Here is a 23,552-nt window from a genome sequence, read left to right on the forward strand (position 1 = left end):
GCTCAACCGCAGCTGGACATGTTCTTTTCCTGACGTTTGGCTTCGCCCCACAGGGCGTCCAACTCTTCGAGGGTGCAATCTTCTATGGGACGGTGGGTATCGCGCAATGCCTGTTCGATAAATCGGAAACGTCGTTCGAACTTGGCATTGGCGCCACGCAGCGCGATTTCCGGGTCGACCTTGAGGTGACGGGCCAGGTTGACCGCGGCAAACAGCAGGTCGCCGACTTCATCAGCGATGGCCGCCGAGTCGTTATCAGCCATGGCTTCGAGCACTTCATCCAGCTCTTCACGCACGTTATCCACCACCGGCAAGGCGGATGGCCAGTCAAAGCCGACCTGGCTCGCGCGCTTTTGCAATTTGGCGGCACGGGACAGGGATGGCAGCGCCGTGGGCACATCATCCAGCAGGGACAATTGCTCCGGTGCATCGGATTTTTCCGCACGCTCCTCGGCCTTGATCTGCTCCCAGCGCTGCTTGACCTGCTCTTCGCTCAGCCGAGGCACATCCAGCGGTGCATACAGATCACCGGTAGGGAATACGTGAGGATGACGCCGGATCAACTTGCGGGTGATGCTGTCGATCACACCGGCGAACTCAAAACGCCCCTCCTCCCGCGCCAACTGGCTGTAATACACCACCTGGAACAACAGGTCGCCCAGCTCGCCTTGCAGATGGTCGAAGTCGCCGCGCTCAATGGCATCGGCGACTTCGTAGGCTTCTTCCAGGGTGTGCGGCACGATGGTGGCGTAAGTCTGCTTGATGTCCCACGGACAGCCGTATTGCGGGTCTCGCAGGCGGTTCATCAGGTGTAGCAGGTCGTCGAGTGAATACATGATTCTATTTCCGCTGAAGTGGGAACACTGAAGATCAAATGTGGGAGGGGGCTTGCCCCCGATAGCGGTGTATCAGTCGATAGAGATGCTGACTGACACGCCCTCATCGGGGGCAAGCCCCCTCCCACACAAGCCCTCTCCCACATTTTGAGCTCATCAAGGGGTGCGATTACGCCGCGTCTCGATGATATTCGGCAACTGAGAAATCCGACCCAGCAACCGCCCCAACGCGTCCAGCCCCGGAATCTCGATGGTCAGGGACATCAGCGCGGTGTTGTCCTCCTTGTTCGAGCGGGTGTTGACCGCCAGCACGTTGATCCGCTCATTGAGCAGGACTTGCGAGACGTCACGCAGCAGCCCGGAGCGGTCGTATGCACGAATGATGATGTCCACCGGATAGGTGAGCACCGGCACCGGCCCCCAACTGACCTGGATGATCCGCTCCGGCTCACGCCCGCCCAGTTGCAGCACCGAGGCGCAGTCCTGGCGGTGAATGCTCACGCCACGGCCCTGGGTGATGTAGCCGACGATGGCGTCGCCCGGCAACGGCTGGCAGCAGCCGGCCATTTGCGTCATCAGGTTGCCCACGCCCTGGATCTGGATATCGCCGCGCTTGCCGGGTTTGTAGCCGGTGGCTTTGCGTGGGATCAGCTCCAACTGCTCGCTGCCGCGTTCCGGCTCGACCAGTTGCTGGGCCAGGTTGACCAGTTGCGCCAAGCGCAAATCGCCGGCACCGAGGGCGGCGAACATGTCTTCGGCAATCTTCATGTTGGCCTTTTCGGCCAGCTTGTCGAAGTCCACCTGCGGCAAGCCCAGGCGGGCCAATTCGCGTTCGAGCAGGGTCTTGCCGGCGGCGACGTTCTGGTCTCGCGCCTGCAACTTGAACCAGTGGACGATCTTCGCCCGCGCTCGCGAGGTAGTGATGTAGCCTAGGTTCGGGTTCAGCCAGTCGCGGCTCGGCGTGCCGTGCTTGCTGGTGATGATCTCGACTTGTTCACCGGTCTGTAGGCTGTAGTTCAGCGGCACGATGCGCCCGTTGATCTTGGCGCCCCGGCAGTTGTGGCCGATTTCGGTGTGTACGCGGTAGGCGAAATCCAGCGGCGTGGCGCCCTTCGGCAAGTCGATGGCGTGGCCGTCGGGGGTGAAGATATAGACCCGGTCGGGCTCGATATCAACGCGCAGCTGTTCGGCCAGGCCGCCAATGTCGCCGAGCTCTTCGTGCCATTCCAATACTTGGCGTAGCCAGGAGATTTTCTCTTCGTACTGGTTGGACCCGGCCTTGACGTCGGTGCCCTTGTAACGCCAGTGCGCACACACCCCCAGTTCCGCCTCTTCGTGCATGGCGTGGGTGCGAATCTGCACTTCCAGCACCTTGCCCTCGGGGCCGATCACTGCGGTGTGCAGCGAGCGGTAGCCGTTTTCCTTGGGGTTGGCGATGTAGTCGTCGAATTCCTTGGGAATATGGCGCCACAGGGTGTGGACGATGCCCAGCGCGGTGTAGCAGTCGCGCATTTCCGGCACCAGCACACGCACCGCGCGCACGTCGTAGATCTGGCTGAACGCCAGGCCTTTGCGCTGCATTTTGCGCCAGATGGAATAGATGTGTTTGGCGCGGCCGCTGATGTCGGCCTCGACCCCGGTGGCCTGCAACTCGGAGCGCAGCTGGTTCATCACGTCGGTGATAAAGCGCTCACGGTCGAGCCGTCGCTCGTGCAGCAACGTGGCAATCTGTTTGTATTGGTCGGGCTCAAGGTAACGGAAGGACAAGTCCTCCAGCTCCCACTTGATATGGCCGATACCCAGGCGGTGCGCCAGCGGCGCGTAGATGTCGAACACTTCACGGGCAACGCGGTTGCGCTTCTCGTCGTCGGCGGTCTTCACCGCACGGATCGCGCAGGTGCGTTCGGCCAGCTTGATCAACGCAACGCGCACGTCATCGACCATCGCCACCAACATCTTGCGCAGGTTCTCGACCTGGCCCTGGGTGCCCAGCACCATGGACTGGCGGGGGCTGAGGCTGGCACTGATGGCCGCCATGCGCAGCACGCCGTCAATCAGCTTGGCCACCACCGCGCCGAAACGCTGGCTGACCGTGGGCAACGGGATATGCCCTTCACGCACGCCGCGATAGAGCACGGCGGCGATCAGCGAGTCCTGGTCCAGCTTGAGATCGGCCAGGATCTCGGCGATCTCAAGCCCGGTACGAAAGCTGGAAGTGCCTTCGGCCCACAGGTTCTTGGCCGCCTTGTCTTGCTGCTCAGCCTCGCGCGCGAACTCGCAGGCTGCCTTCATGGCTTCACGGTCCAGTGCCGGGTCGACACTGATGGCATGGTCCAGCCATGCCTCGAGATTGATACTGCCGTCGGTGTTGATCGGCTGGTGTGCTCTCACCTGTACCATCTTGCTTACCTTCCCTACGACGCACCTTGAATGCGCCAGAAATCATCGCTGACCTGCTTTACCTATTAAAGCTCAAGCACACCCCGTGGCAGGTCACGGCCATGAAGTGTGCAGGCCAGTCGGATTAAACGGGCATCCTAGCCCGCTTCAAATAACGCCATGGCCTCGACATGCGCTGTCTGCGGAAACATGTCGAGGATCCCGGCACGTTTTAGCCGGTAGCCCTGCTTGACCAACTCAACCGTGTCCCGCGCCAGCGTCGCCGGGTTGCAGGACACATACACCAGGCGCTTGGCACCCAACTTGGCGAGCTTGCGCACAACCTCCAGGGCACCGTCACGCGGTGGGTCCAAGAGTACCGCAGAAAAGCCTTGTTTGGCCCATTCTGCGTCGGTCAAAGGCTGAGACAAATCGGCCTGAAAAAACTGCGCATTATGCAAATCGTTGCTGACGGCATTGTGCGCCGCCCGGTCCACCATGACCTGCACACCTTCCACCGCCACCACTTCACGCACTTGGCGCGCCAGTGGCAGGGCAAAGTTGCCCAGGCCGCAAAACAGGTCCAGCACCCGTTCATCGGGTTGTGGTGCCAGCCAGTCCAGGGCCTGGGCGACCATCGCCTCGTTGACGCCAGCGTTGACTTGCACGAAGTCACCTGGGCGGTAGGCCAGCTCCAGATCCCACTGTTCCAGGCGAAAGCCCAGGACAGAATCGGCGTCGACCGGCTCCGGTTGGCCCTCGCCATGCAGCCACAATTGGGCTTCATGGAAGGCGCAAAATTCTTTCAATACCTGCAAGTCGGCGTCGGACAATGGCGACATATGCCGCAACAGCACGGCAATGGACGTACCACTGAACAATTCCACATGCCCCAGCGCCTGCGGTTTGCTCAGGCGACGCAACATGGTTGGCAGACGCTGCATGATCGGTTGCAAGGCCTGTACCAGCACCGGGCAATCGTCGATGGCGACGATGTCCTGGCTGGCCACGGCACGGAAACCCACCTCAAGCTGTTTCGCCTTGGCATCCCAGCGCACGGCCACGCGGGCACGGCGGCGGTAGCCGAATTCCGGACCGCTCAACGGCGCGACCCATTCCTGCGGTTCGACAGCGGCCACGCGGGACAATTGCTCGGCGAGCATGCGCTGTTTCAGGGCAAGTTGTTCGGCATGGGGCAAGTGCTGCACGCTGCAACCGCCACAGCGGCCAACATGGGCACAGGGGGCCGGACGACGCAATTCGCTGGCCTTGAACACACGCTCGGTGCGCGCCTCGACGATTTTGCCGTGGGCACCCAACACGCGTGCCTCCACCTCTTCGCCGGCCAGCGCACCGTTTACAAACCAGGTCCGGCCTTCAAAGAACACGATGCCCCGGCCATCATTGGCCAGGCGCTCGATGGTCAGGCGCTGCTTCTTGCCCACCGGAATCTGCGGGGCGCGGCTGCCGCCCGTCGGTTGGAAGCGCAGGCCTCTCTCGTGCTTGGCCATCAGTTGGGTTCGTCGAAGATGCCGGTCGACAGGTAGCGGTCGCCTCGGTCACAGATGATCGCGACGATCACCGCGTTTTCCACTTCTTGGGACAAGCGCAACATACCGGCCACGGCGCCACCGGAAGACACGCCGCAGAAGATGCCTTCTTCACGCGCCAGGCGGCGGGTGGTGTCTTCGGCTTCACGCTGGGCCATGTCGATGATGCGGTCCACGCGGGTCGCGTTATAGATCTTCGGCAAATACTCTTCGGGCCAACGGCGAATACCGGGAATGGCGGCGCCTTCCATCGGTTGCAGGCCGACGATCTGGATCGCCGGGTTCTGCTCCTTGAGGTAACGCGAGTTGCCCATGATGGTGCCGGTGGTGCCCATGGAGCTGACGAAATGGGTGATGGTGCCCTGGGTCTGGCGCCAGATTTCCGGACCGGTGGTGGTGTAGTGCGCCTCGGGGTTGTCGCCGTTGGCGAACTGGTCCAGCACCTGGCCACGGCCTTCGGCGGCCATGCGCTCGGCGAGGTCGCGGGCACCTTCCATGCCCTCTTCCTGGGTGACCAGCACCAGCTCGGCGCCATAGGCGGTCATCGCCGCCTTGCGCTCGGCGCTGCCGTTGTCGGGCATGATCAGCACCATCTTGTAACCCTTGATCGCAGCGGCCATGGCCAGTGCGATGCCGGTATTACCCGAGGTGGCTTCGATCAGGGTATCGCCAGGTTTGATCTGCCCGCGCAGCTCGGCGCGGGTGATCATCGACAGCGCCGGGCGGTCCTTGACGGAGCCGGCCGGGTTATTCCCTTCGAGCTTGAGCAGCAGGGTATTGCTGGTTTCGCCCGCCATGCGTTGCAAGCGAACCAGGGGCGTGTTGCCGACGCAATCGGCGATTGTTGGGTACTGCAAGGTCATGGCGTATTCGCAATCCAGACTGCGGGGCGCACATCATACCGGGAAAGGCCGGCGGGCCATATCACGCAAAGTGTGGTGCTTATGGCTTAAAAGAATAAGGCGCACTTGAGGGCCCCATCGGGGGCAAGCCCCCTCCCACATTTTGATCGGTGAACACAGTTAAGTGTGGGAGGGGGCTTGCCCCCGATGGGCGCGACTCGGTGAACCTGCTAGCCATGGTTTTTCTGAAACACATCATCTCCCATCGCTGCGATCTGGCCTTCAATCAACGCTTCAAATGGCTTGAGCAACGGCTCGAAAGAGACCGGCGCCTCCAACACCTGCAATGCTTGTGCGATGGCTTCAACCGTCGACAACGCTCCCGGCCCCGGCGCCTTGCGCAACCGATAGCGGGAAACCCCACCCTCGGCCAGGGTGACCCGAGGCAACGCCGCCAGCAACGGGTTGAGATGCAACATCTTGCGCGCCTTGCGCCAAGTGCCATCGGGCACCACCAGCAACAGCGGCTCTTCGCCAGGCGCATAGGCGTGCAACGCCTGGGCATCGTCCGCCGGAAACAACAACCGCGCCTGATAGCCCGGCACGTGCAGTAACGTCGGCAAGTCCTCAAACACCTCGCCCACCACCAACTGCGCATTGTTCAAGCCCAACGCCGCCAGCCGTGCGGTGTTGAGCGCATGGTTGACTTCGCTGGGGTGCTGCAACAGCAACACGCGAGTGCGGCTGTCGAGGCTGGGGATCAGCGCGCACAAACAATGGGTGAGCGGCCTGAGGCAACGAGAACATTGGGGTCTGGACATAGGATTTCAGGCCTGATTGAGCTGGGTTTTCAGCAAGTCGCGAAAGGTCTGGATCAGCGGTTCGCGACTGCGGCCACGGCGCATGATCATCGAGAACGGTGCCTGGTAGCCGAAGGTGGCCGGCAGCAACACGCGCAGGTCGCCCTTGTCGGCCCAGGCTTGGGCGTAGTGTTCGGGCAAGTAGCCGATGTAGGCGCCGGACAATACAAGGATCAGCTGCGCTTCCATACTTTCTACGGTCGCTGCGCTGTGCTTGAAACCGTGGCGCGCCAATTCCGCCTGGCTCCAGTAGCCGCGACCGACCATCCGCTGTTGCGTGATCACTTGTTCGGGAATCCGGCGCTCATTGAATAAAGGATGGCGAGTACTGCAATACAGCCAATGTTGCTCGCGGTACAGCGGCATGTAGATCAGCCCGCTCATGCGGTTGGAAAAGGCGCCGATGGCCAGGTCCAGACGGTTGTCCTGTACGCCGAGTTGCAGCTCATACGGACTCATCACAGACAAATGCAAATGCACCGCCGGGTGCTCCAGGCTATACGCGCCGATCACTTCGGCGAACGGCAAGGCATTGTCGCTGACCGTGGAATCCAGCACGCCCAGTTTAAGCGTGCCACGCAACTCGCCTTTCAAGGCCGCCGCGTATTGCTCGAAGCCTTCCAGCTCGCCCAACAGGCGCAAGGTTTCCTGATGGAACAACTCGCCCTTGCTGGTGAGGCTGAACCCGCCCCGCCCGCGATGGCACAGCACCAGGCCCAACGCCGACTCCAGCTGGCTCATATACGTGCTGATGGCCGAGGTGGACAGGTTGAGTTCGTGCTGGGCGTTGGCGAAACCCTGGTGCCGCACGACGCTGACGAAGATGCGCAGGAGTTTCAGGTCGGGCAAGGCGTTGGCCATCGGATCTCCAGATACATACAAAACCCACATTTGAACCGAGTTTACCCCAGGCATTAGTTTAGAAAAATCTGAACTAAGTATTTGCCTCAGCCGATTCTTTCGCTTCAGCGTATTTCGCAGAATCGGCCCCTAACAAACAAAACAACGATGAGGCACTCCCGTGGACAAGATTTTCCACCAACCACTGGGCGGCAACGAAATGCCGCGCTTTGCCGGCATCGCCACCATGATGCGTCTTCCCCACCTGCAATCGGCCAAAGGCCTGGACGCCGCCTTTATCGGCGTGCCCCTGGACATCGGCACCTCGCTGCGCGCCGGCACCCGCTTCGGGCCGCGTGAAATCCGCGCCGAATCGGTGATGATCCGCCCTTACAACATGGCCACGGGCGCCGCGCCCTTCGACTCGCTGTCGGTGGCGGATATCGGGGATGTGGCGATCAACACCTTCAACCTGCTCGATGCCGTACGCATCATCGAAGAAGCCTACGACGAGATCCTCGAACACGACGTGATCCCCATGACCCTGGGTGGCGACCACACCATCACCCTGCCGATCCTGCGGGCGATCCACAAGAAACACGGCAAGGTCGGACTGGTGCACATCGATGCCCACGCCGATGTGAACGACCATATGTTCGGCGAGAAAATCGCCCACGGCACCACCTTCCGCCGCGCCGTGGAAGAAGGTCTGCTGGATTGTGACCGCGTGGTGCAGATCGGCCTGCGTGCCCAGGGCTACACCGCCGAAGACTTCAACTGGAGCCGCAAACAGGGCTTCCGTGTGGTCCAGGCCGAAGAATGCTGGCACCACTCCCTCGCGCCCTTGATGGCCGAAGTGCGCGAAAAAGTCGGCGGTGGCCCGGTGTACCTCAGCTTTGATATCGACGGCATCGACCCAGCCTGGGCACCGGGCACCGGCACCCCGGAAATCGGCGGGCTCACCACCATCCAGGCCATCGAGATCATCCGTGGCTGCCAGGGCCTCGACCTGATTGGTTGTGATCTGGTAGAAGTTTCGCCGCCCTACGACACCACCGGCAACACCTCGTTGCTGGGCGCCAACCTGCTGTACGAGATGCTCTGCGTACTGCCTGGCGTGGCGCACCGCTGATGAGCGCGCAAGCCGTGCTGCAAGCCGCCGCCGACCTGGTGGCGGCCTTCGCCCGCAATGATCGCGCCGCCTATTTCGGCGCGTTCACGGCCGACGCCAGCTTTGTGTTCTACACCCTCCCCCAGCCGCTGCTCAGTCGCGATGCCTACCAGGCGTTGTGGGACAGCTGGCGCCGGGACGAGGGGTTCGAAGTGCTCTCGTGCACATCGAGCAACGCCTTTGTCAGCCTGCAAGGCGACGTGGCGATTTTTATCCATGACGTGGCCACCGAGCTGCGCATGAACGGGGAGCAATTCTTTAGCCAGGAACGCGAGACCATTGTCTTCAAACGACAAGGCTCTGGCACACAACAAAAAGAAGGCCTGTGGCTGGCCTGTCACGAACATTTGTCCGCTATGCCGGAAGGGCTGCCGCCCCATTAGCCAATATGATCGGAGCTGATCATGAATAATAAAAACAACGAAAAAAGTATTCGCAAGATAGAAACCAACGGGGTCGAACAGATCCCGGACCACGAACGTACCGCCGGCCCCAAGGATCTGTTCCGACTGATTTTCGGCGGTGCCAATACCTTTGCCACCGCCGTGCTGGGTTCCTTTCCCGTGCTGTTCGGCTTGTCGTTCCAGGCCGGTGCCTGGGCGATTGTGCTGGGTGTGCTGGTGGGCGCGCTGATCCTGGCGCCCATGGGCCTGTTCGGGCCGATCAATGGCACCAACAACGCCGTGTCTTCCGGTGCGCACTTTGGCGTGCACGGGCGCATTGTCGGCTCGTTTCTGTCGCTGCTGACGGCGATTGCCTTCTTCTCACTGTCGGTGTGGAGTTCAGGCGATGCGCTGGTGGGTGGTGCGAAACGTCTGGTCGGCCTGCCAGAAACCGACTTGAGCCTGGGCCTGGCCTACGGCGTGTTCGCGATTCTGGTGCTGACCGTGTGCATCTACGGCTTTCGCTTCATGCTGTGGGTCAACCGCATTGCGGTGTGGGCGGCGAGCCTGCTGTTCCTGCTGGGCATCTTTGCCTTCGCGCCGGCCTTCGACAGCCACTTTGCCGGCACCGTCGCCATGGGCCAGACCGGCTTCTGGGCCGCGTTCATCGGCGCGGCGCTGGTGGCCATGAGCAACCCGATTTCCTTCGGCGCGTTCCTCGGTGACTGGTCGCGCTACATCCCGCGTGAGACGCCAAAAGTGCGCATCATGCTGGCGGTGGTGCTGGCGCAAGTCGCGACGTTGATCCCGTTTTTGTTCGGCCTGGCCACCGCGACCATCGTCGCGATCAAGGCGCCGGACTACATTGCGGCCAACAATTATGTCGGCGGTTTGCTGGCCGTGGCGCCGAGCTGGTTCTTCCTGCCGGTGTGCCTGATCGCGGTGATCGGCGGCATGTCCACCGGCACCACCTCGCTGTATGGCACGGGGTTGGACATGTCCAGTGTGTTCCCGCGCCTGCTGTCGCGGGTCAAGGCCACGCTGCTGATTGGGGTGATGTCGATTGCCTTCATCTTTATCGGACGTTTCGCCGCCAACCTGGTGCAGAGCGTGTCTACCTTCGCCGTGCTGATCATCACCTGCACCACGCCGTGGATGGTGATGATGATCATCGGCCTGATCGTGCGTCGCGGCTTCTACTGCCCGGATGACCTGCAAGTGTTCACCCGTGGGGAAACCGGTGGCCGCTACTGGTTCAGCCACGGCTGGAACTGGCGTGGGCTGGGTGCCTGGATTCCGAGTGCGTTGGTGGGGCTGTGCTTCGTCAACTTGCCGGGGCAGTTTGTCGGGCCGCTGGGCAATTTGGCCGATGGCATCGATATCAGCTTGCCGGTGACGTTGGGGTTGGCGTCGGTGGTGTACCTGACGTTGCTGCGGGTGTTTCCTGAGCCTGCCGAGGTGTATGGACCTGCCTTTGTGGCGAGGGAGCTTGCTCCCGCTGGGCTGCGCAGCGGCCCTAAAAAAGCCGGCTCCAGCTTCGCTGTCGAACGGGAGCAAGCTCCCTCGCCACAGCAAGCTCCCTTACAGCAAGCCTCGTCATCACAATAAAAAACCGGAGAATCGCCGTCATGGCTTTGGATCTATTCGTCGTACTCATCTACGCCGCCGGCATGCTCGTGCTCGGCTACTACGGCATGCGCCGTGCCAAGACCCACGAAGACTACCTGGTGGCCGGTCGCAACCTGGGCCCGTCGCTGTACATGGGCACCATGGCCGCCACGGTATTGGGCGGTGCCTCTACCGTCGGTACCGTGCGCCTGGGTTATGTGCATGGCATCTCGGGTTTCTGGCTGTGTGCCGCGCTGGGCGCCGGGATCATTGCGCTGAACCTGTTCCTGGCCAAGCCGCTGCTCAAGTTGAAGATTTTCACCGTCACCCAGGTCCTGGAAAAACGCTACAACCCCATGGCCCGCCAGGCGAGCGCGGTGATCATGCTGGCTTACGCGCTGATGATCGGCGTGACGTCGATCCTGGCCATCGGCACCGTGCTGCAAGTGCTGTTCGGCCTGCCGTTCTGGGTCTCGGTGCTATTGGGCGGTGGCGTGGTGGTGGTGTACTCGACCATCGGTGGCATGTGGTCGCTGACCCTCACCGACATCGTGCAGTTCGTGATCAAGACCGTCGGCCTGATGTTTATCCTGCTGCCGATCTGCCTGTACCGCGTCGGCGGCTGGGATGAACTGGTGGCCAAGCTGCCTGCGTCGAATTTCAGCTTCACTGCGATTGGCTGGGACACCATCATCACCTACTTCATGATCTACTTTTTCGGCATCCTGATCGGCCAGGACATCTGGCAGCGAGTGTTCACGGCGCGTGACGAAAAGGTCGCCAAGCACGCCGGCACATTCGCGGGTTTCTATTGCATTCTCTACGGCCTGGCCTGTGCGTTGATCGGCATGGCCGCCCATGTGCTGATCCCGGACCTGGATAACGTCAACAACGCGTTTGCCGCCATCGTCAAAGTCTCGCTGCCGGACGGCATCCGTGGCCTGGTGATCGCCGCCGCACTGGCCGCGATGATGTCCACCGCCAGCGCCGGCTTGCTCGCCGCCTCCACCGTATTGACCGAAGACCTGCTGCCGCGCCTGCGAGGTGGCAAGCAGTCGAGCCTGGCGATCAACCGCTTGTTCACGATGTTGACCGGTATCGCCGTGCTGGGTATCGCGCTGGTGGTCAACGATGTGATCAGTGCGCTGACGCTGGCGTACAACCTGTTGGTGGGCGGCATGTTGATCCCCCTGATCGGCGCGATTTTCTGGAAACGTGCCACCACATCCGGGGCGATTACCTCGATGACGTTGGGTTTTGTGACGGCATTGGTGTTTATGCTCAAGGATGGGTTGGATGCGAATACGCCGATCTACTACAGCCTGGCGATCGGGTTGGTCAGTTTTGTGCTGGTGAGTGTGCTGTCGCGCAAGCCTGGGGCGGTGGGAGCTCAGGCGGTGTGATGTGTAACGGGGTTTAGAGCGGTTTCTTCAGCGGGCGCGACGTCTGATGTCGCGCCCGTTTTTTTTAATTTGCCAGGGTGAGTTCCTGGATCAGGGACGCCCATACCAAGCCCCGCGTTGCGTCGCCAACGTGCGCTACGCCAGCCACGATTCGGTGGTAAGCGCCGCGATAGACTATCGAAATTTCATCCTCTTCCTGCGTGATGGCAACTACGACGTGGTCTCTGCTCAGCTCGGCAATTTGGGTCGGACTCGGGCATTGGGGCAGAAAATGTACGCCGGAACGCTCTAAAAGCGCCTCCAAGCGACTCACATCAATCCTGCCGGCTTCCGCGGCACGCTCCAACGATGGGTTGTCCATCACCAGTTTTTCACACAACTCGTCACCTGCACGATTGCATTCAACGGACAGGCGCTGATTTTCGGGAAACAGGTGTTCACAATAGGTCGGCGCTGCTGTCATCGATTGAGTTACGCCATAAACCGTGACCTGATAATTCGCCAAACGCAGCATCACCGCCTGGAACAACCCGTTGATACCGCTGCCGATAACCGACACCCGCGGCGCGTCGGCGCCTGCAGGCTCCGTGGGGATCGTCAATGAGTGTGCAAGTTTGCGCCGGACCAGCCCGCGCAAGGCCATCAAGCTCAGTTGCACCGAGACGGCGTAGTCAAGGTCGCTGTTGCAGGCTTCGGTGGTGGCCGCCTGGCTGGTCAGCGTTGCCGGTCTGCGCCACGCGTCGGTACTGCAACCGAGCATTTGTGTGCGCAGCCGAAAGGCCTCCAGCGTGGCGGGGCCGTAATCCAGAATAAGCTGGATGCCGTCGGCCGCCGCCATCACCTGCAACGCGTCATCGCTGAAGACATCAGGCTTGGACACGCAGACCAGACGCGCGTGTTTGCGCAAACACTGAATGAGGGAGCGATCGATGCGATGAGCAGACTCCTCATTGAGGGACACACAGATGGCAACCGCATCAGCCTCTTCCAGCGCTTGCGGCCAATCCGCGACAAACGCCACTCTGGCGTCGCAATCCGTTGCTTGACCGGATCGAGCAAGCACCTTGATTTGAACTGTCGGATCTCGCTCAAGTAACAACTTGACCAGCGCTTTACCCACGTTGCCGTATCCCAACACACAGACTTCCCCTGGGATGGAACCATCGGAGAGTGTCAGCCAGTGCGCGATATAGGCGGCGACATGCGGCGCGTTGATACCGGGTGTATTGACCACTCGAATATGGCTGGATGCGCACAGGTCCAGTCGCACCTTATCCAGGCTTGTCCCTCGACGCAGCAAACTGAGGTCTCCAAAGGGGTGGGATGTGCGCCATTGTTCAATGATGTCGGCATCGATGGCCTGGTCTCCGATAATCATCGTGGAGGGCCGCAGAAGGGCGATCTGTAGGAGTAGCGCTTGCTTGGTCAGTGTCGGCGAGAGAAATACGACGTTGCTGGGAGCGTCGGTCTTCCAGGCGCTCGACACCGGTGCGATATGCAGGATGGGTTCGGTTGTAGCGATGAGTGACGCGGTGACTGGCGGAACTGAGCAGAGCTTCATCGTTTTGTCTCCAACAATTGCGAAGTTGGGGCACTACGAAGCTGAACCTACTTTTATCTTTAAAATTTAATAAGCCAGGCGCGTCTGATGGGCAGGTAGTCCGATTCCGATAGTTGAACACCGAGGATTGAGAGGGGGATCGGATGGCCCGCGACGTTATTTGTGTGTTGCACAAAACTAATGTGGGAGCGGGCTTGCTGTGGCGAGGGAGCGTGCTCCCGTTCGACAGCGTAGCTGGAGCCAGCTTTTTAGGGGCGCTTCGCACCCCAGCGCAAGCAAGCTTGCTCGCCACAGCAAGCCCGCACACACTTTTTTAATTCGGCTTTGAGCTTGGATTATCTGCGCCGTGGCCGACGCTGCTCATCATCCGTACGAATCGGCACCGGTTGCAGCGGCGGCTCGATCAAGCCCAATGCAACGCCGAGGTCATGGAGCCAGTTCTGGATTTTCTCTTTCATGGTGTCGCCCCCTTTGAGGGTAATGCTGGTAGGCGCAAGTTCTGTCGCCGTTTCCTACAGTGATAGTAGCCCTAAGTCCTACGTAATGCTTGAACGAAACCACAACGAACTATTACTGAATCCATCAAAATCCTGACGGATCGTTCAAGCAATTGCGCGGGTGTCTTGCACAGCCTCGGCCTTGCCCGCTTGCTGCAGATCGATCCATGCGTTGAGGTTAGCGCCGAGCATACCCTTTCGCCACATCAGCCAGGTGGTCGCAGTGGCAAAAGGCCCTGTCAGCGGATGAACGGACACGCCATCCTTGCCCGGCAGGCTGTCGAGCATGGATTCGGACATCAACGCCACACCGGAACCGGCGATCACACAGGCCAGCATGCCCTGATAGGACTCAATCTCAATCGCCCTCCCCATCGCCACCCGTTCGTGGGAAAACCAGGTTTCCAGGCGCGTGCGATAAGCGCAACTGCGCCGAAAGGTGAATACCGCCCGCCCCGCTACATCCTGCGGCCCATGTACCGGCGGATGATCCGCTTCGCAAATCAGCACCAGGCGCTCTTCACACAGCGGCACGCCGTCCAGCGTAGCGATGGTCAACGGGCCATCCACCAACGCCGCATCCAAGCGCCCCGTGATCAGCCCTTCCAATAGCTCCCCGCTGGGCGCCGACTGCACCTGCAAATTCACCATCGGATAAGCCTTGTGATAACGCGCTAACAGCTTGGGCAAATGAATTGCCGCCGTGCTGTACATGCTGCCCAGCACAAAGTCGCCCGCCGGCTGCCCTCCCTGGACGGCGCCGTGAGCTTCGTCATGCAGCGCCAGCAGACGCGTGCTGTAGTCCAACAACACTTTGCCCGCAGGAGAAAGCTGCAAGCGCTGACGCTCACGCACAAACAGCTCAACGCCCAGTTGCTCTTCCATCTGCTTGAGCCGTGTCGACAGGTTCGACGGCACGCGATGCAGGCGCTCGGCCGCACGAGTGATGGAGCCCTCTTCCGCCACGGCCTGGAAAATGCGCAATTGACTGAACTCCATACCTTTCTCCAAAACTGAACAAGTTACTCACTATTATTCATTTTTACAGAAAGTCAATGGGGTTTAGCCTGAGGGTCAATCGCTGTCTTGCAGGAAACCTGAACATGTCACCGTTGATCCGTTTACTCGCCAGCTTTATCGCCTTGATGATGGCCATGGGCATTGGCCGTTTCGCCCTCACCCCGCAGATGCCACATTTGCTCAGCGAAGGGCAGATCGACTTGACGGGCGCAGGCCTGATCGCCGCCGCCAACTACCTGGGCTACTTCGTCGGCGCGGTGGATTCGATTTTTGCGCGCAGCCACCACCATGTGAGTGGCCGCCTGTATGGCGGTTTGTGGATGTGCGTACTGCTGACGCTGGCGTCGTACTGGGCCCACGGGTTCTGGCCGCATCTGTTACTGCGCTTTGGCACCGGGGTCGCCAGTGCCTGGGCGTTGGTGATGATTACCAGCCTGAGCCAGCCACTGGCGATTAAAGCGGGGCGTCCGCGCCTGGGGGCCTTGGTCTTTGCGGGGCCGGGATTGGGGATTTTGCTGACGGGGTTGCTGGCGTTGGGCTCAAACCTGCTGGGGCAAAACTCCGCCACGTTGTGGATGGTGTATGGCGTGGTGGCCTTGGTGATGTTGCTGGCTATCCTGCCGTTTCTGCCTAAGCCCAGCGTCACCGCCGCCGCCGAGACGCGTGCCGACAGCAATCAAAGCATCGCGCACCTTGGCTGGATCTATTTTCTGTACGGCTTGGGTTACATCATTCCGGCGACGTTTCTGTCGCAGATGGCCACTGCGCAGTTCAAGGGGGCCTGGCAGGCTGATCTGTTCTGGCCATGCTTCGGCCTGGCCGCTGCCTTGGGCGTGGTGGCGGCAAGCCTGCGTCGTAAAGATCCGAACACCACGCGCGACTGGTTGATCACCACGTTGTGGCTGCAAGCGATCGGGGTGTTCGCCTGCTTGCTAGGCAATGGCTGGGGCCTGGCGCTGGGGGTGTTGCTGTGTGGTGGGCCGTTCCTGGCGTGCATGCAGTTGGTAATGGCACGCCTGCGGGAAATCGCGCCCCACGGCTACCAGCGCGGCACCGGAATACTGACGGCCAGTTTTGCCATCGGCCAGTTGAGCGGGCCGTTGCTGGCGTCGATCAGCAGTCATCTAAGCGGTGGGCTGCACCCGGCGTTGGTGGTCGCCGGCAGCGGCTTGCTGCTGGCTGGCCTGGTAGTCAGCCGACACTCGGTCAGCGCTGAGCGCGCCTTGCGCATGCATAACCCACCGTGCAGCACGCCGCGGTAAGCACGGTGCCCCAGGCCATGTCCATCACGGCCAAACCGGCAGACCAACCCTGCAACGTGGCCCAATTGCTCAGGTCATAGGTGCCGTAGGCAACCAAGCCGAGCAAGGCGCCCAGCCGAGCGGCGCGTTGCCAAGTGCTGCTGGGCAACACGACAAACACCACGCAACCCAGAACGTACAGCAAGTAGAAGAGCACTGCGGGCAACAGGCGTGGCTGATCAAGCATCAGCGAGCCCAGCAGGGATTTGTAGGTCGGCCCCATGAGGACGCCGAGCCACAGGCCGTCCAGCACCAGGAAGGCGAGCAGGGTGCCGAGGTAGGCGAAGAGGTTTTTTTTTGACATCACGCGCCTCTGTAGGAAACGACTTATCGTGGCGAGGGAGCTTGCTCCCGCTGGGCTGCGTAGCGGCCCCACATTTTTGGGAGCGCTTCGCACTCCAGCGGGAGCAAGCTCCCTCACCACAACACGCCCGTTCCTACAGAGACGGAGGTCAATCAGCTTAGTTCAATGCGATCCGCGTGAATCACAATCTGGCCTTGCTTATAGAGGGCACCAATGGCCTTCTTGAAGTTGCCCTTGCTCACACCGAACAAGTTGCTGATCACCGCCGGGTCACTCTTGTCACTGACCGGCAAGGTGCCGTTGTTTTCACGCAACTTGGCGAGGATCTTCGAATTCAGGCTGGAGGCTGCTTCCTGGCCGACCGGTTGCAGGCTCAGGCTGATGTTGCCATCGGCACGAATCTCTTTGATAAAGCCTTTCTCTTGCTTCCCCGGACGCAGGAACTTGAACACTTCGTTCTTGTGGATCAGGCCCCAGTGCTTGTTATTGATGATCGCCTTGAAGCCCATGTCCGTGGCCTCGGCCACCAGCAGGTCGACTTCCTGGCCCACTTGGTAGTTGGCCGGCGTCTTGTCCAGGTAGCGGTCCAGACGTGCGGTCGCGGTGATGCGCTTGGTGTGCTTGTCGAGGTAGACGTGCACCACGCAGTATTCACCGGCCGTCATCTGACGCTTTTCTTCCGAATACGGCAGCAACAGATCTTTTGGCAAACCCCAATCGAGGAATACACCAATGCTGTTGACTTCCACGACTTTCAAACTGGCAAATTCGCCTACTTGAACTTTCGGCTTTTCGGTCGTGGCGATAAGTTTGTCATCACTGTCCAGGTAAATGAAAACGTTAAGCCAGTCTTCATCTTCACTGGGAATATCTTTGGGGATATACCGATTAGGCAAGAGGATCTCACCGTCTTGCGCACCGTCCAGGTACAAACCAAAGTTAGTGTGTTTAACCACTTGCAAGCTGTTGTAGCGCCCGACTAAAGCCATTTTCGATACCCTCGTTACGTGGGCGGCATTCTACCCGAGTTGCGCTGCCCACGCGCGCGCACCTGAAAAATCGCGGGGTTGCGTGGCGTTCCAGTGGCACCGCCCCGCTCGTCCGATCAATCGGCTGAATTTTGCGCCGACGCCAGCAGCCGTTTTCCCAGTGGTTACGAGTTAAAACAGTAAGTTAGGGGCTTATTTCAAAGATAAACTTCGGTTATTTTCAGGCCCCGCTTTTATTCTCAGGGGATATTTGCCAAGCAATTGTCAAGTATTTCCTGTACGATGCCTGGCCAAGTTAATTTTCTACAGGTTAGTGGCCGCCATGCGCGTAAAAGCATCCAACAGCAAAGCAAAGCCAGCTCCCGCCGTTGAAACCAGCGAATCGATCAACAGCCAGATTGCTGCATTCCTCAAGTCCGGCGGTGAAATCCAGCAAATTGCCAAGGGCGTCAGCGGCCAGACTTTCGGCCCGTCCAAGCAGATCAGCCTGGGTAAGAAGTAATACCGCGCAACACACCTGGTCCCTAAGCGCCTTGCCCTCAAGGCGCTAGGACTAGAGCCCGAAACACCCTCCCAACACATTCATCTTTGTGCCAATCGACGAACGGGCCTCATCTCCCGGCATTCGCCGGTATGCTTGCACACGTCTAGAACGGGCATCTGCCCGGTTTTCTCCGTCAGCACTCCTCGCTTTTCATGGAGTGAAGCATGTTCAAACCTTGCATTTTCCTGGTCACTGCCCTGGCAGCCAGCCCTCTCGCCGAAGCGCAAATCTTCCAGCGTGAATTGGGCGACTTTGACCTGAAATTGGGTACCACTCCGAGCCGTAGCATGGCTCAGGGACTGGTCAAGCCCACCTCTCCTGGCAGCGACTCGTTCCATGGCGGACTGGACTTGAGCCACGACAGCGGCCTGTACATCGGCCAATTCTCACCGAGCATGGGCCTTTCTCCAGACAGCACCCTTGAAGTCGATTCGTATATGGGCTTCAAACACCCCTTCGACCAGACCCTGGGCTACGAAGTGGGCCTGATCCACTACAGCTACCCCAAGCTCAGCCCTCTCGACAGCCAAGAGTTCTACGGCGGCCTGAACCTGCTGGGCAACCGCTTCGGTGCCTCGTTCAGCAACGACCCGGACCGCCAGGACAGCACCCTGTTCGCCGACCTCAGCGGCACCCAGCCCTTCGGTATCGGCGTGAGCATGAAGTACACCACTCATCAGTTAGGCACCCCGGTCTCGGTGGATGGAGGCTCCATCCGCACGTTCAGCGATTGGTCGGTGCAGTTCTCCCGACAGTGGATGGGCATCGACCTCGACCTGATCTACAGCGACTCCAGCCTCAGCGGCGGCGATTGCTCGGCCTACTCCGGACACAACTCGCAATGCGATGGCCTGTTGACCTTGAAGGCGGCGCGGTCGTTTTATTGATGGGCTGAACTGTCGCGTCCCGCGTGGGTTCACATGCATTAACCCCCTCAGTGCAAGGACTCGCCCATGCTGCGTCGGCTCAAACTACTGGTGGTATTGCTGACCGTGAGCCTGATGCTCGCCGGCTGCAATCGGGTCGGCCTGGCCTACCGCAACCTGGATGTGATCATCCCCTGGACCCTCAGTGACTACCTGGACATGCACGCCGGGCAGAAAAACTGGTTCAACGACAGACTCAAGGAGCACCTGGCCTGGCACTGCACCACCCAACTGCCTGGCTACCTCGACTGGCTGGATCGATTGCAGCAGATGGTCGACAACAACCAAGTCACCGACGCCGCCCTGCAGACCCGCACCGTCGAAGCCAAGCAGGCCATCGCCGAAACCGCCCGTACGATCACGCCGTCGGCCATTGAATTGCTGCAAGGCCTGGATGACCAGCAGGTCAAGGAAATGAACGACGCATTGGCCAAAGACCTGCGCAAGCGTCAGGAGGAATATCTCAAGCCGCCCCTCGAGCAACAGATCAAGGACCGCGCCGAACGCATGAGCAAGCGCCTGGATGGTTGGATCGGCCCGCTCAGTACCAGTCAACAGCAGCGCGTGATGGCGTGGTCCAGCGGGCTTGGAAATCAGAACGAGGCATGGATCGGCAACCGTGCACGCTGGCAGGCGCAATTTATCGAGGCGGTACAACAGCGCAAGCGCGCTGACTTCCCACAGAAAATCCAGCAGCTGCTGGTGGACCGGGAAAGTCTGTGGACGCCGGAATATCGCGCAGCCTACGCCCAGACGGAGGCCGCGGCACGCAGCCTGCTGGTGGATCTGATGGCAGAAAGCACGCCGCAACAGCGCCTGAAACTAACGCAGAAAATCGACAGCGTGCGCAGCGACTTCAAGGCACTCAAATGCCTGAAGGCCGCTTCGCTCTAGAATGTGGGAGAGGCCGTTGCCCAAGACTGCCTCTGTAGTGAGCGGGCTTGCCCCGCGCTGGGGGGCGAAGCCGCCCCAAATCCATCCACCTCGGTCTAACTGAAACACCGAGCTGCCTGGGTTTGGGCGGCTCCGCCCCCCAGCGCGGGGCAAGCCCGCTCACTACAAGGATTGCGTCGCCTTTTTGTTTCCTTAACTGACTGGCATTAGGGCAAATCTTCGGTCAGGCAATTTGTGCCTTGGAGGCCACCTCGGCAAATGTCGCCGGGTCAAGTGCGTCGACCTGTTCGTCCAACACTTGCCGCGGATGGTCATTGCCGGGAATCGAACTGTCGATCAGCGCCAGCAACTGCGCACCCAGCGGGGTAAGGATGAAATTCTCACCATTGCCGCCCTCCTCCTCCGGCCGCGACTCGATAAACCCACGCTTGAACAGCAACGCCTCATAATCTGCAGCGGTTTTTTTCAGTGCATCCAGATTCCCCGTCGTCTCACCCGCCGTAGCCTTCTCGGCAGCTTCCTGCTCGGCGTACTTGCGCGGGGCAAAGCTGCCTTCGCCGTTCTGCACTTCATGCAGCAGACGCTCAATCAGATCCCAGTTGTAAGTCGTCATCCTGATTCCTCCTGCGGGCGGGTGGAAAAGTGGCCCGTTAAACGGTGGACAGGCTGCACTGCGGGCCGTTCACTCCGGCTGACGAAGCCACAAAACCCGCAGGCATAAAAAAACCGGACCATCGTCCGGTTTTTTCATAACGCTAAAACCTTACTCAGCAGCCGGAGCCTCTGGCTTGCGGCGCTTGAGCGGGGCCATGCCGTCTTTGCTGACGAGCGACGGCGTGTCGGTCTTCGGACGGTTGGTGATCCGGCGTTTGGTCGGAGCCTTGGCGCCGGTTTTCTTCTTGTCGCCTTTGGCGTCGGTCTTTTTCTTCTTCACACCCACGGCTTTGCCCGAGGCCTTGACCTTTTTCGGCCCGGTGTAGGTGCCTTTGACTTCCTTGATGGTACGGCGCTCGAACGACTGCTTGAGGTAGCGCTCGATGCTCGACATCAGGTTCCAGTCGCCGTGGCAGATCAGCGAGATGGCCAGGCCATCGTTGCCCGCACGCCCGGTACGGCCGATACGGTGCACGTATTCGTCGCCGCTGCGGGGCATGTCGAAGTTGATCACCAAGTCCAGGCCATCCACGTCCAGGCCGCGGGCGGCGACGTCGGTGGCCACGAGGATCTTCACGCCACCGGCCTTGAGGCGGTCGATGGCCAGCTTGCGGTCCTTCTGGTCTTTTTCGCCGTGCAGCACGAACGCCTTGTATTCCTGGGCGACCAGACGACCGTAGATGCGGTCGGCGGCAGCGCGAGTGTTGGTGAACACAATGGCTTTCTGATAGGTCTCGTTGGCCAGCAGCCAGTTGAGGATCTGCTCTTTGTGCACGTTATGGTCAGCGGTAATGATCTGCTGACGGGTGGTCGAGTTCAGTTGGCTGACCGCGTTGACCTGCAAGTGCTCAGGGTTGTTCAGCACCTTGGCGACCATGTCGCGCAACGTGGAACCGCCGGTGGTGGCGGAGAACAGCATGGTCTGCTGGCGGTTGACGCATTCGCCTACAAGGCGTTGCACATCGTCGGCAAAGCCCATGTCGAGCATGCGGTCGGCTTCGTCCAGCACCAGTACTTCGACTTCCTTGAGGTCAAGGTTGCCAGCGTTGAGTTGCTCGATCATCCGGCCCGGGGTGCCGATCAGGATGTCCGGCACCTTGCGCAGCATGGCTGCCTGGACCTTGAAGTCTTCGCCGCCGGTGATGATGCCAGACTTGATGAAGGTGAATTGCGAAAAGCGTTCCACTTCCTTCAGGGTCTGCTGGGCCAGTTCGCGGGTCGGCAGCAGGATCAGGGTCTTGATGCTCACGCGGACCTTGGCCGGGCCGATCAGGCGGTTCAGCACAGGCAGGACAAAGGCGGCGGTCTTGCCGCTACCGGTTTGAGCTGTCACCCGCAGGTCACGCCCTTCGAGCGCGAGCGGGATGGCCGCTGCTTGCACAGGCGTAGGCTCGACAAATTTAAGCTCGGCCACGGCTTTGAGCAGGCGTTCGTGCAGGGCGAATTGGGAAAACACGGGTGCTACCTCGAAGAAATACAAAAAATCAGCTGCATAGGTTACCGGTTTCGGGCGTCCAAACCGAGTTTCTTTACGCGAACGGTGCCAATCGGCTGTTTTTTTGTCAGGGCATTTGTCCAGGACGCCAACTTTGTTGCACTTAAATGCTCTAATCGCCCCGTCTTGTCCCACAGAAGAATCGGTTTCACCCATGGATATCAAACAGCTCTGGCTCAACGCCCAGGACCTCTGGGGCGCCCTCGATGAACACCCGCTGCTGCATGCCAGCCTCGGCTTGCTGGTGTTGCTGGTGGTGGCGCTGTTGCTCGGACGAGTGGCGCGCTACCTCATCCTTCACACCGTCAAATTGCTCGGCCGGCAACCGGCCCTGCACTGGCTCAACGACCTACGGCACAACAAAGTCTTCCAGCGCCTGGCGCAGATGACGCCTTCGCTGGTGATCCAGTTTGGCCTGTACCTGGTGCCGGACCTGAGCAAGACCGCCATCCTGTTCATCGGCAATGTGGCCCTGGCGGTCACCATCCTGTTCCTGATGCTGGCCATGAGCGCCCTGCTCAACGCCCTGCTGGACATCTACGCCCGCACCGAACACGCCCGCACCCGCTCCATCAAGGGTTACGTACAGTTGGCCAAGATGGTCCTGTACGTGTTTGGCGCGATCATCATCGTCGCCACGCTGATCGACCGTTCACCACTGTTGCTGCTGTCGGGGCTGGGTGCGATGTCGGCGGTGATCCTGTTGGTCTACAAGGACACCCTGCTGTCGTTCGTTGCCAGCGTACAACTGACCAGCAACGACATGCTGCGGGTGGGCGATTGGATCGAGATGCCCCAGGTCGGTGCCGATGGCGATGTGGTGGACATCACCTTGCACACAGTCAAGGTGCAGAACTTCGACAAGACCATCGTCTCGATTCCCACGTGGCGACTGATGTCCGAGTCGTTCAAGAACTGGCGCGGCATGCAGGCCTCCGGCGGGCGCCGCATCAAGCGCAGCCTGTTTATCGACGCCAGCGGCGTGCGTTTCCTGCGCGACGATGAAGAAGTGCGCATGACCCAAGTGCACCTGCTGACCGACTACATCGGGCGCAAGCAGGCTGAACTCAAGGCCTGGAACGAAGCCCAGGGGCACAGCCCGCAACTGTCGGCCAACCGCCGCCGCATGACCAACCTCGGGACCTTCCGCGCTTATGCCCTGGCCTATCTGAAAAGCCACCCGGACATCCAGCCGAACATGACCTGCATGGTGCGCCAAATGCAAACCACCGCCCAGGGCGTACCGCTGGAAATCTACTGTTTCACACGCACCACCGTCTGGGCCGAATACGAGCGTATCCAGGGCGATATCTTCGATTACCTGCTGGCGGTGTTGCCGGAATTTGGCCTGAGCCTGTATCAGCAGCCGAGCGGCAATGACCTGCGCGCCGGGGTATTGCCCGCCGTGCTGGGCGCCAGCCATCTGCCCGCACCGGAAAGAGCCGCGATCTAGAGCGATTCAGCACAGCCATCCAATCGTTGTGCTGAACATTCG

The 23,552-nt window shown here is 60.4% G+C and carries 22 protein-coding genes; 9 read left to right on the forward strand and 13 right to left on the reverse strand.

Features of this window, described 5'->3' with window-relative positions:
* Positions 1-2: 2 nt before the first annotated feature.
* From mazG to DYL61_RS08375, 6 genes are all read right to left on the reverse strand, one after another.
* Positions 3-836 carry a nucleoside triphosphate pyrophosphohydrolase gene (gene mazG, locus DYL61_RS08350; RefSeq protein ID WP_135307935.1) on the reverse strand — a complete coding sequence of 278 codons (834 nt, stop codon included), beginning with the start codon at positions 834-836 and terminating at the stop codon, positions 3-5.
* Positions 837-992: 156 nt separating this feature from the next.
* The gene (relA, locus tag DYL61_RS08355; protein WP_135307936.1) at positions 993-3,236 is read right to left on the reverse strand and encodes a GTP diphosphokinase; all 2,244 of its coding nucleotides are present in this window, start codon (positions 3,234-3,236) and stop codon (positions 993-995) included.
* 137 nt (positions 3,237-3,373) lie between these two features.
* On the reverse strand, positions 3,374-4,726 hold the full coding sequence (gene rlmD, locus DYL61_RS08360) for a 23S rRNA (uracil(1939)-C(5))-methyltransferase RlmD (protein WP_135307937.1): 1,353 nt from the start codon (positions 4,724-4,726) through the stop codon (positions 3,374-3,376).
* Positions 4,726-5,628, reverse strand: coding sequence for a cysteine synthase CysM (gene cysM / locus DYL61_RS08365; RefSeq protein ID WP_135307938.1), 903 nt, complete (start codon positions 5,626-5,628; stop codon positions 4,726-4,728). Before cysM ends, rlmD begins: the two co-directional genes overlap by 1 nt.
* 209 nt (positions 5,629-5,837) lie before the next feature.
* Entirely contained in the window at positions 5,838-6,428 is a 591-nt protein-coding gene (locus DYL61_RS08370; RefSeq protein WP_135307939.1) for a tRNA-uridine aminocarboxypropyltransferase, read from the reverse strand.
* Between the two features lie 6 nt (positions 6,429-6,434).
* Positions 6,435-7,328 (reverse strand): LysR family transcriptional regulator, encoded by an 894-nt coding sequence (locus DYL61_RS08375; RefSeq protein ID WP_135307940.1) that lies wholly within the window; start codon positions 7,326-7,328, stop codon positions 6,435-6,437.
* A 160-nt stretch (positions 7,329-7,488) separates the two neighbouring features.
* Between DYL61_RS08375 and speB the strand changes: the two genes are divergently transcribed.
* Genes speB through DYL61_RS08395 form a run of 4 tightly spaced genes read left to right on the forward strand, consistent with a single transcriptional unit; the run spans position 7,489 to position 11,872 of the window.
* Entirely contained in the window at positions 7,489-8,439 is a 951-nt protein-coding gene (speB, locus tag DYL61_RS08380; protein WP_010563906.1) for an agmatinase, read from the forward strand.
* A complete protein-coding gene (locus tag DYL61_RS08385; RefSeq protein WP_135307941.1) occupies positions 8,439-8,861 on the forward strand; it encodes a YybH family protein in 423 nt (140 codons plus the stop codon). The genes speB and DYL61_RS08385 overlap by 1 nt, the downstream gene beginning before the upstream one ends.
* 21 nt (positions 8,862-8,882) lie before the next feature.
* Positions 8,883-10,469: a purine-cytosine permease family protein gene (locus DYL61_RS08390; RefSeq protein ID WP_135307942.1), complete on the forward strand. Its 1,587-nt coding sequence runs from the start codon at positions 8,883-8,885 to the stop codon at positions 10,467-10,469.
* 20 nt (positions 10,470-10,489) lie between these two features.
* Positions 10,490-11,872, forward strand: coding sequence for a sodium:solute symporter family protein (locus DYL61_RS08395; RefSeq protein ID WP_135307943.1), 1,383 nt, complete (start codon positions 10,490-10,492; stop codon positions 11,870-11,872).
* Positions 11,873-11,936: 64 nt separating this feature from the next.
* Here DYL61_RS08395 and DYL61_RS08400 read toward each other — a convergent pair whose 3' ends face one another.
* The 3 genes from DYL61_RS08400 to ptrR all read right to left on the reverse strand — a co-directional run bounded on the left by DYL61_RS08400 (position 11,937) and on the right by ptrR (position 14,929).
* A complete protein-coding gene (locus DYL61_RS08400; protein ID WP_135307944.1) occupies positions 11,937-13,433 on the reverse strand; it encodes an NAD(P)-dependent oxidoreductase in 1,497 nt (498 codons plus the stop codon).
* 335 nt (positions 13,434-13,768) lie between these two features.
* Entirely contained in the window at positions 13,769-13,891 is a 123-nt protein-coding gene (locus tag DYL61_RS31720; RefSeq protein ID WP_003193089.1) for a PA1414 family protein, read from the reverse strand.
* A 144-nt stretch (positions 13,892-14,035) separates the two neighbouring features.
* Complete coding sequence (gene ptrR, locus DYL61_RS08405; protein WP_135307945.1) at positions 14,036-14,929, reverse strand: putrescine utilization regulator PtrR; 894 nt, start codon at positions 14,927-14,929, stop codon at positions 14,036-14,038.
* Positions 14,930-15,033: 104 nt separating this feature from the next.
* Between ptrR and DYL61_RS08410 the strand changes: the two genes are divergently transcribed.
* On the forward strand, positions 15,034-16,212 hold the full coding sequence (locus DYL61_RS08410) for a YbfB/YjiJ family MFS transporter (RefSeq protein WP_135307946.1): 1,179 nt from the start codon (positions 15,034-15,036) through the stop codon (positions 16,210-16,212).
* Here DYL61_RS08410 and DYL61_RS08415 read toward each other — a convergent pair.
* Both DYL61_RS08415 and DYL61_RS08420 read right to left on the reverse strand, forming a co-directional pair.
* Positions 16,157-16,555 (reverse strand): DUF2177 family protein, encoded by a 399-nt coding sequence (locus DYL61_RS08415; RefSeq protein ID WP_135307947.1) that lies wholly within the window; start codon positions 16,553-16,555, stop codon positions 16,157-16,159. The genes DYL61_RS08410 and DYL61_RS08415 overlap by 56 nt on opposite strands.
* Positions 16,556-16,707: 152 nt before the next feature.
* Entirely contained in the window at positions 16,708-17,544 is an 837-nt protein-coding gene (locus DYL61_RS08420; RefSeq protein WP_105694794.1) for a CvfB family protein, read from the reverse strand.
* 322 nt (positions 17,545-17,866) lie between these two features.
* On the opposite strand from DYL61_RS08420, the gene DYL61_RS08425 reads away from it, so the two are divergent.
* The 3 genes from DYL61_RS08425 (at position 17,867) to DYL61_RS08435 (ending at position 19,908) form a co-directional block, all read left to right on the forward strand.
* A complete protein-coding gene (locus DYL61_RS08425; protein ID WP_003193095.1) occupies positions 17,867-18,046 on the forward strand; it encodes a hypothetical protein in 180 nt (59 codons plus the stop codon).
* A gap of 206 nt (positions 18,047-18,252) precedes the next feature.
* On the forward strand, positions 18,253-18,975 hold the full coding sequence (locus DYL61_RS08430; RefSeq protein WP_135307948.1) for a TorF family putative porin: 723 nt from the start codon (positions 18,253-18,255) through the stop codon (positions 18,973-18,975).
* Between the two features lie 66 nt (positions 18,976-19,041).
* A complete protein-coding gene (locus DYL61_RS08435) occupies positions 19,042-19,908 on the forward strand; it encodes a DUF6279 family lipoprotein (RefSeq protein WP_135307949.1) in 867 nt (288 codons plus the stop codon).
* 223 nt (positions 19,909-20,131) lie between these two features.
* Here DYL61_RS08435 and DYL61_RS08440 read toward each other — a convergent pair whose 3' ends face one another.
* Positions 20,132-20,521 carry a transcriptional regulator gene (locus DYL61_RS08440; RefSeq protein ID WP_135307950.1) on the reverse strand — a complete coding sequence of 130 codons (390 nt, stop codon included), beginning with the start codon at positions 20,519-20,521 and terminating at the stop codon, positions 20,132-20,134.
* A 150-nt stretch (positions 20,522-20,671) separates the two neighbouring features.
* On the reverse strand, positions 20,672-22,018 hold the full coding sequence (locus DYL61_RS08445; protein ID WP_135307951.1) for a DEAD/DEAH box helicase: 1,347 nt from the start codon (positions 22,016-22,018) through the stop codon (positions 20,672-20,674).
* A 193-nt stretch (positions 22,019-22,211) separates the two neighbouring features.
* Here DYL61_RS08445 and DYL61_RS08450 point away from each other — a divergent pair, with 193 nt between their 5' ends.
* A complete protein-coding gene (locus tag DYL61_RS08450; protein ID WP_105694788.1) occupies positions 22,212-23,510 on the forward strand; it encodes a mechanosensitive ion channel family protein in 1,299 nt (432 codons plus the stop codon).
* Positions 23,511-23,552: the final 42 nt, after the last annotated feature.

Source organism: Pseudomonas nabeulensis, from assembly GCF_004682045.1.
Classification (GTDB): domain Bacteria; phylum Pseudomonadota; class Gammaproteobacteria; order Pseudomonadales; family Pseudomonadaceae; genus Aquipseudomonas; species Aquipseudomonas nabeulensis.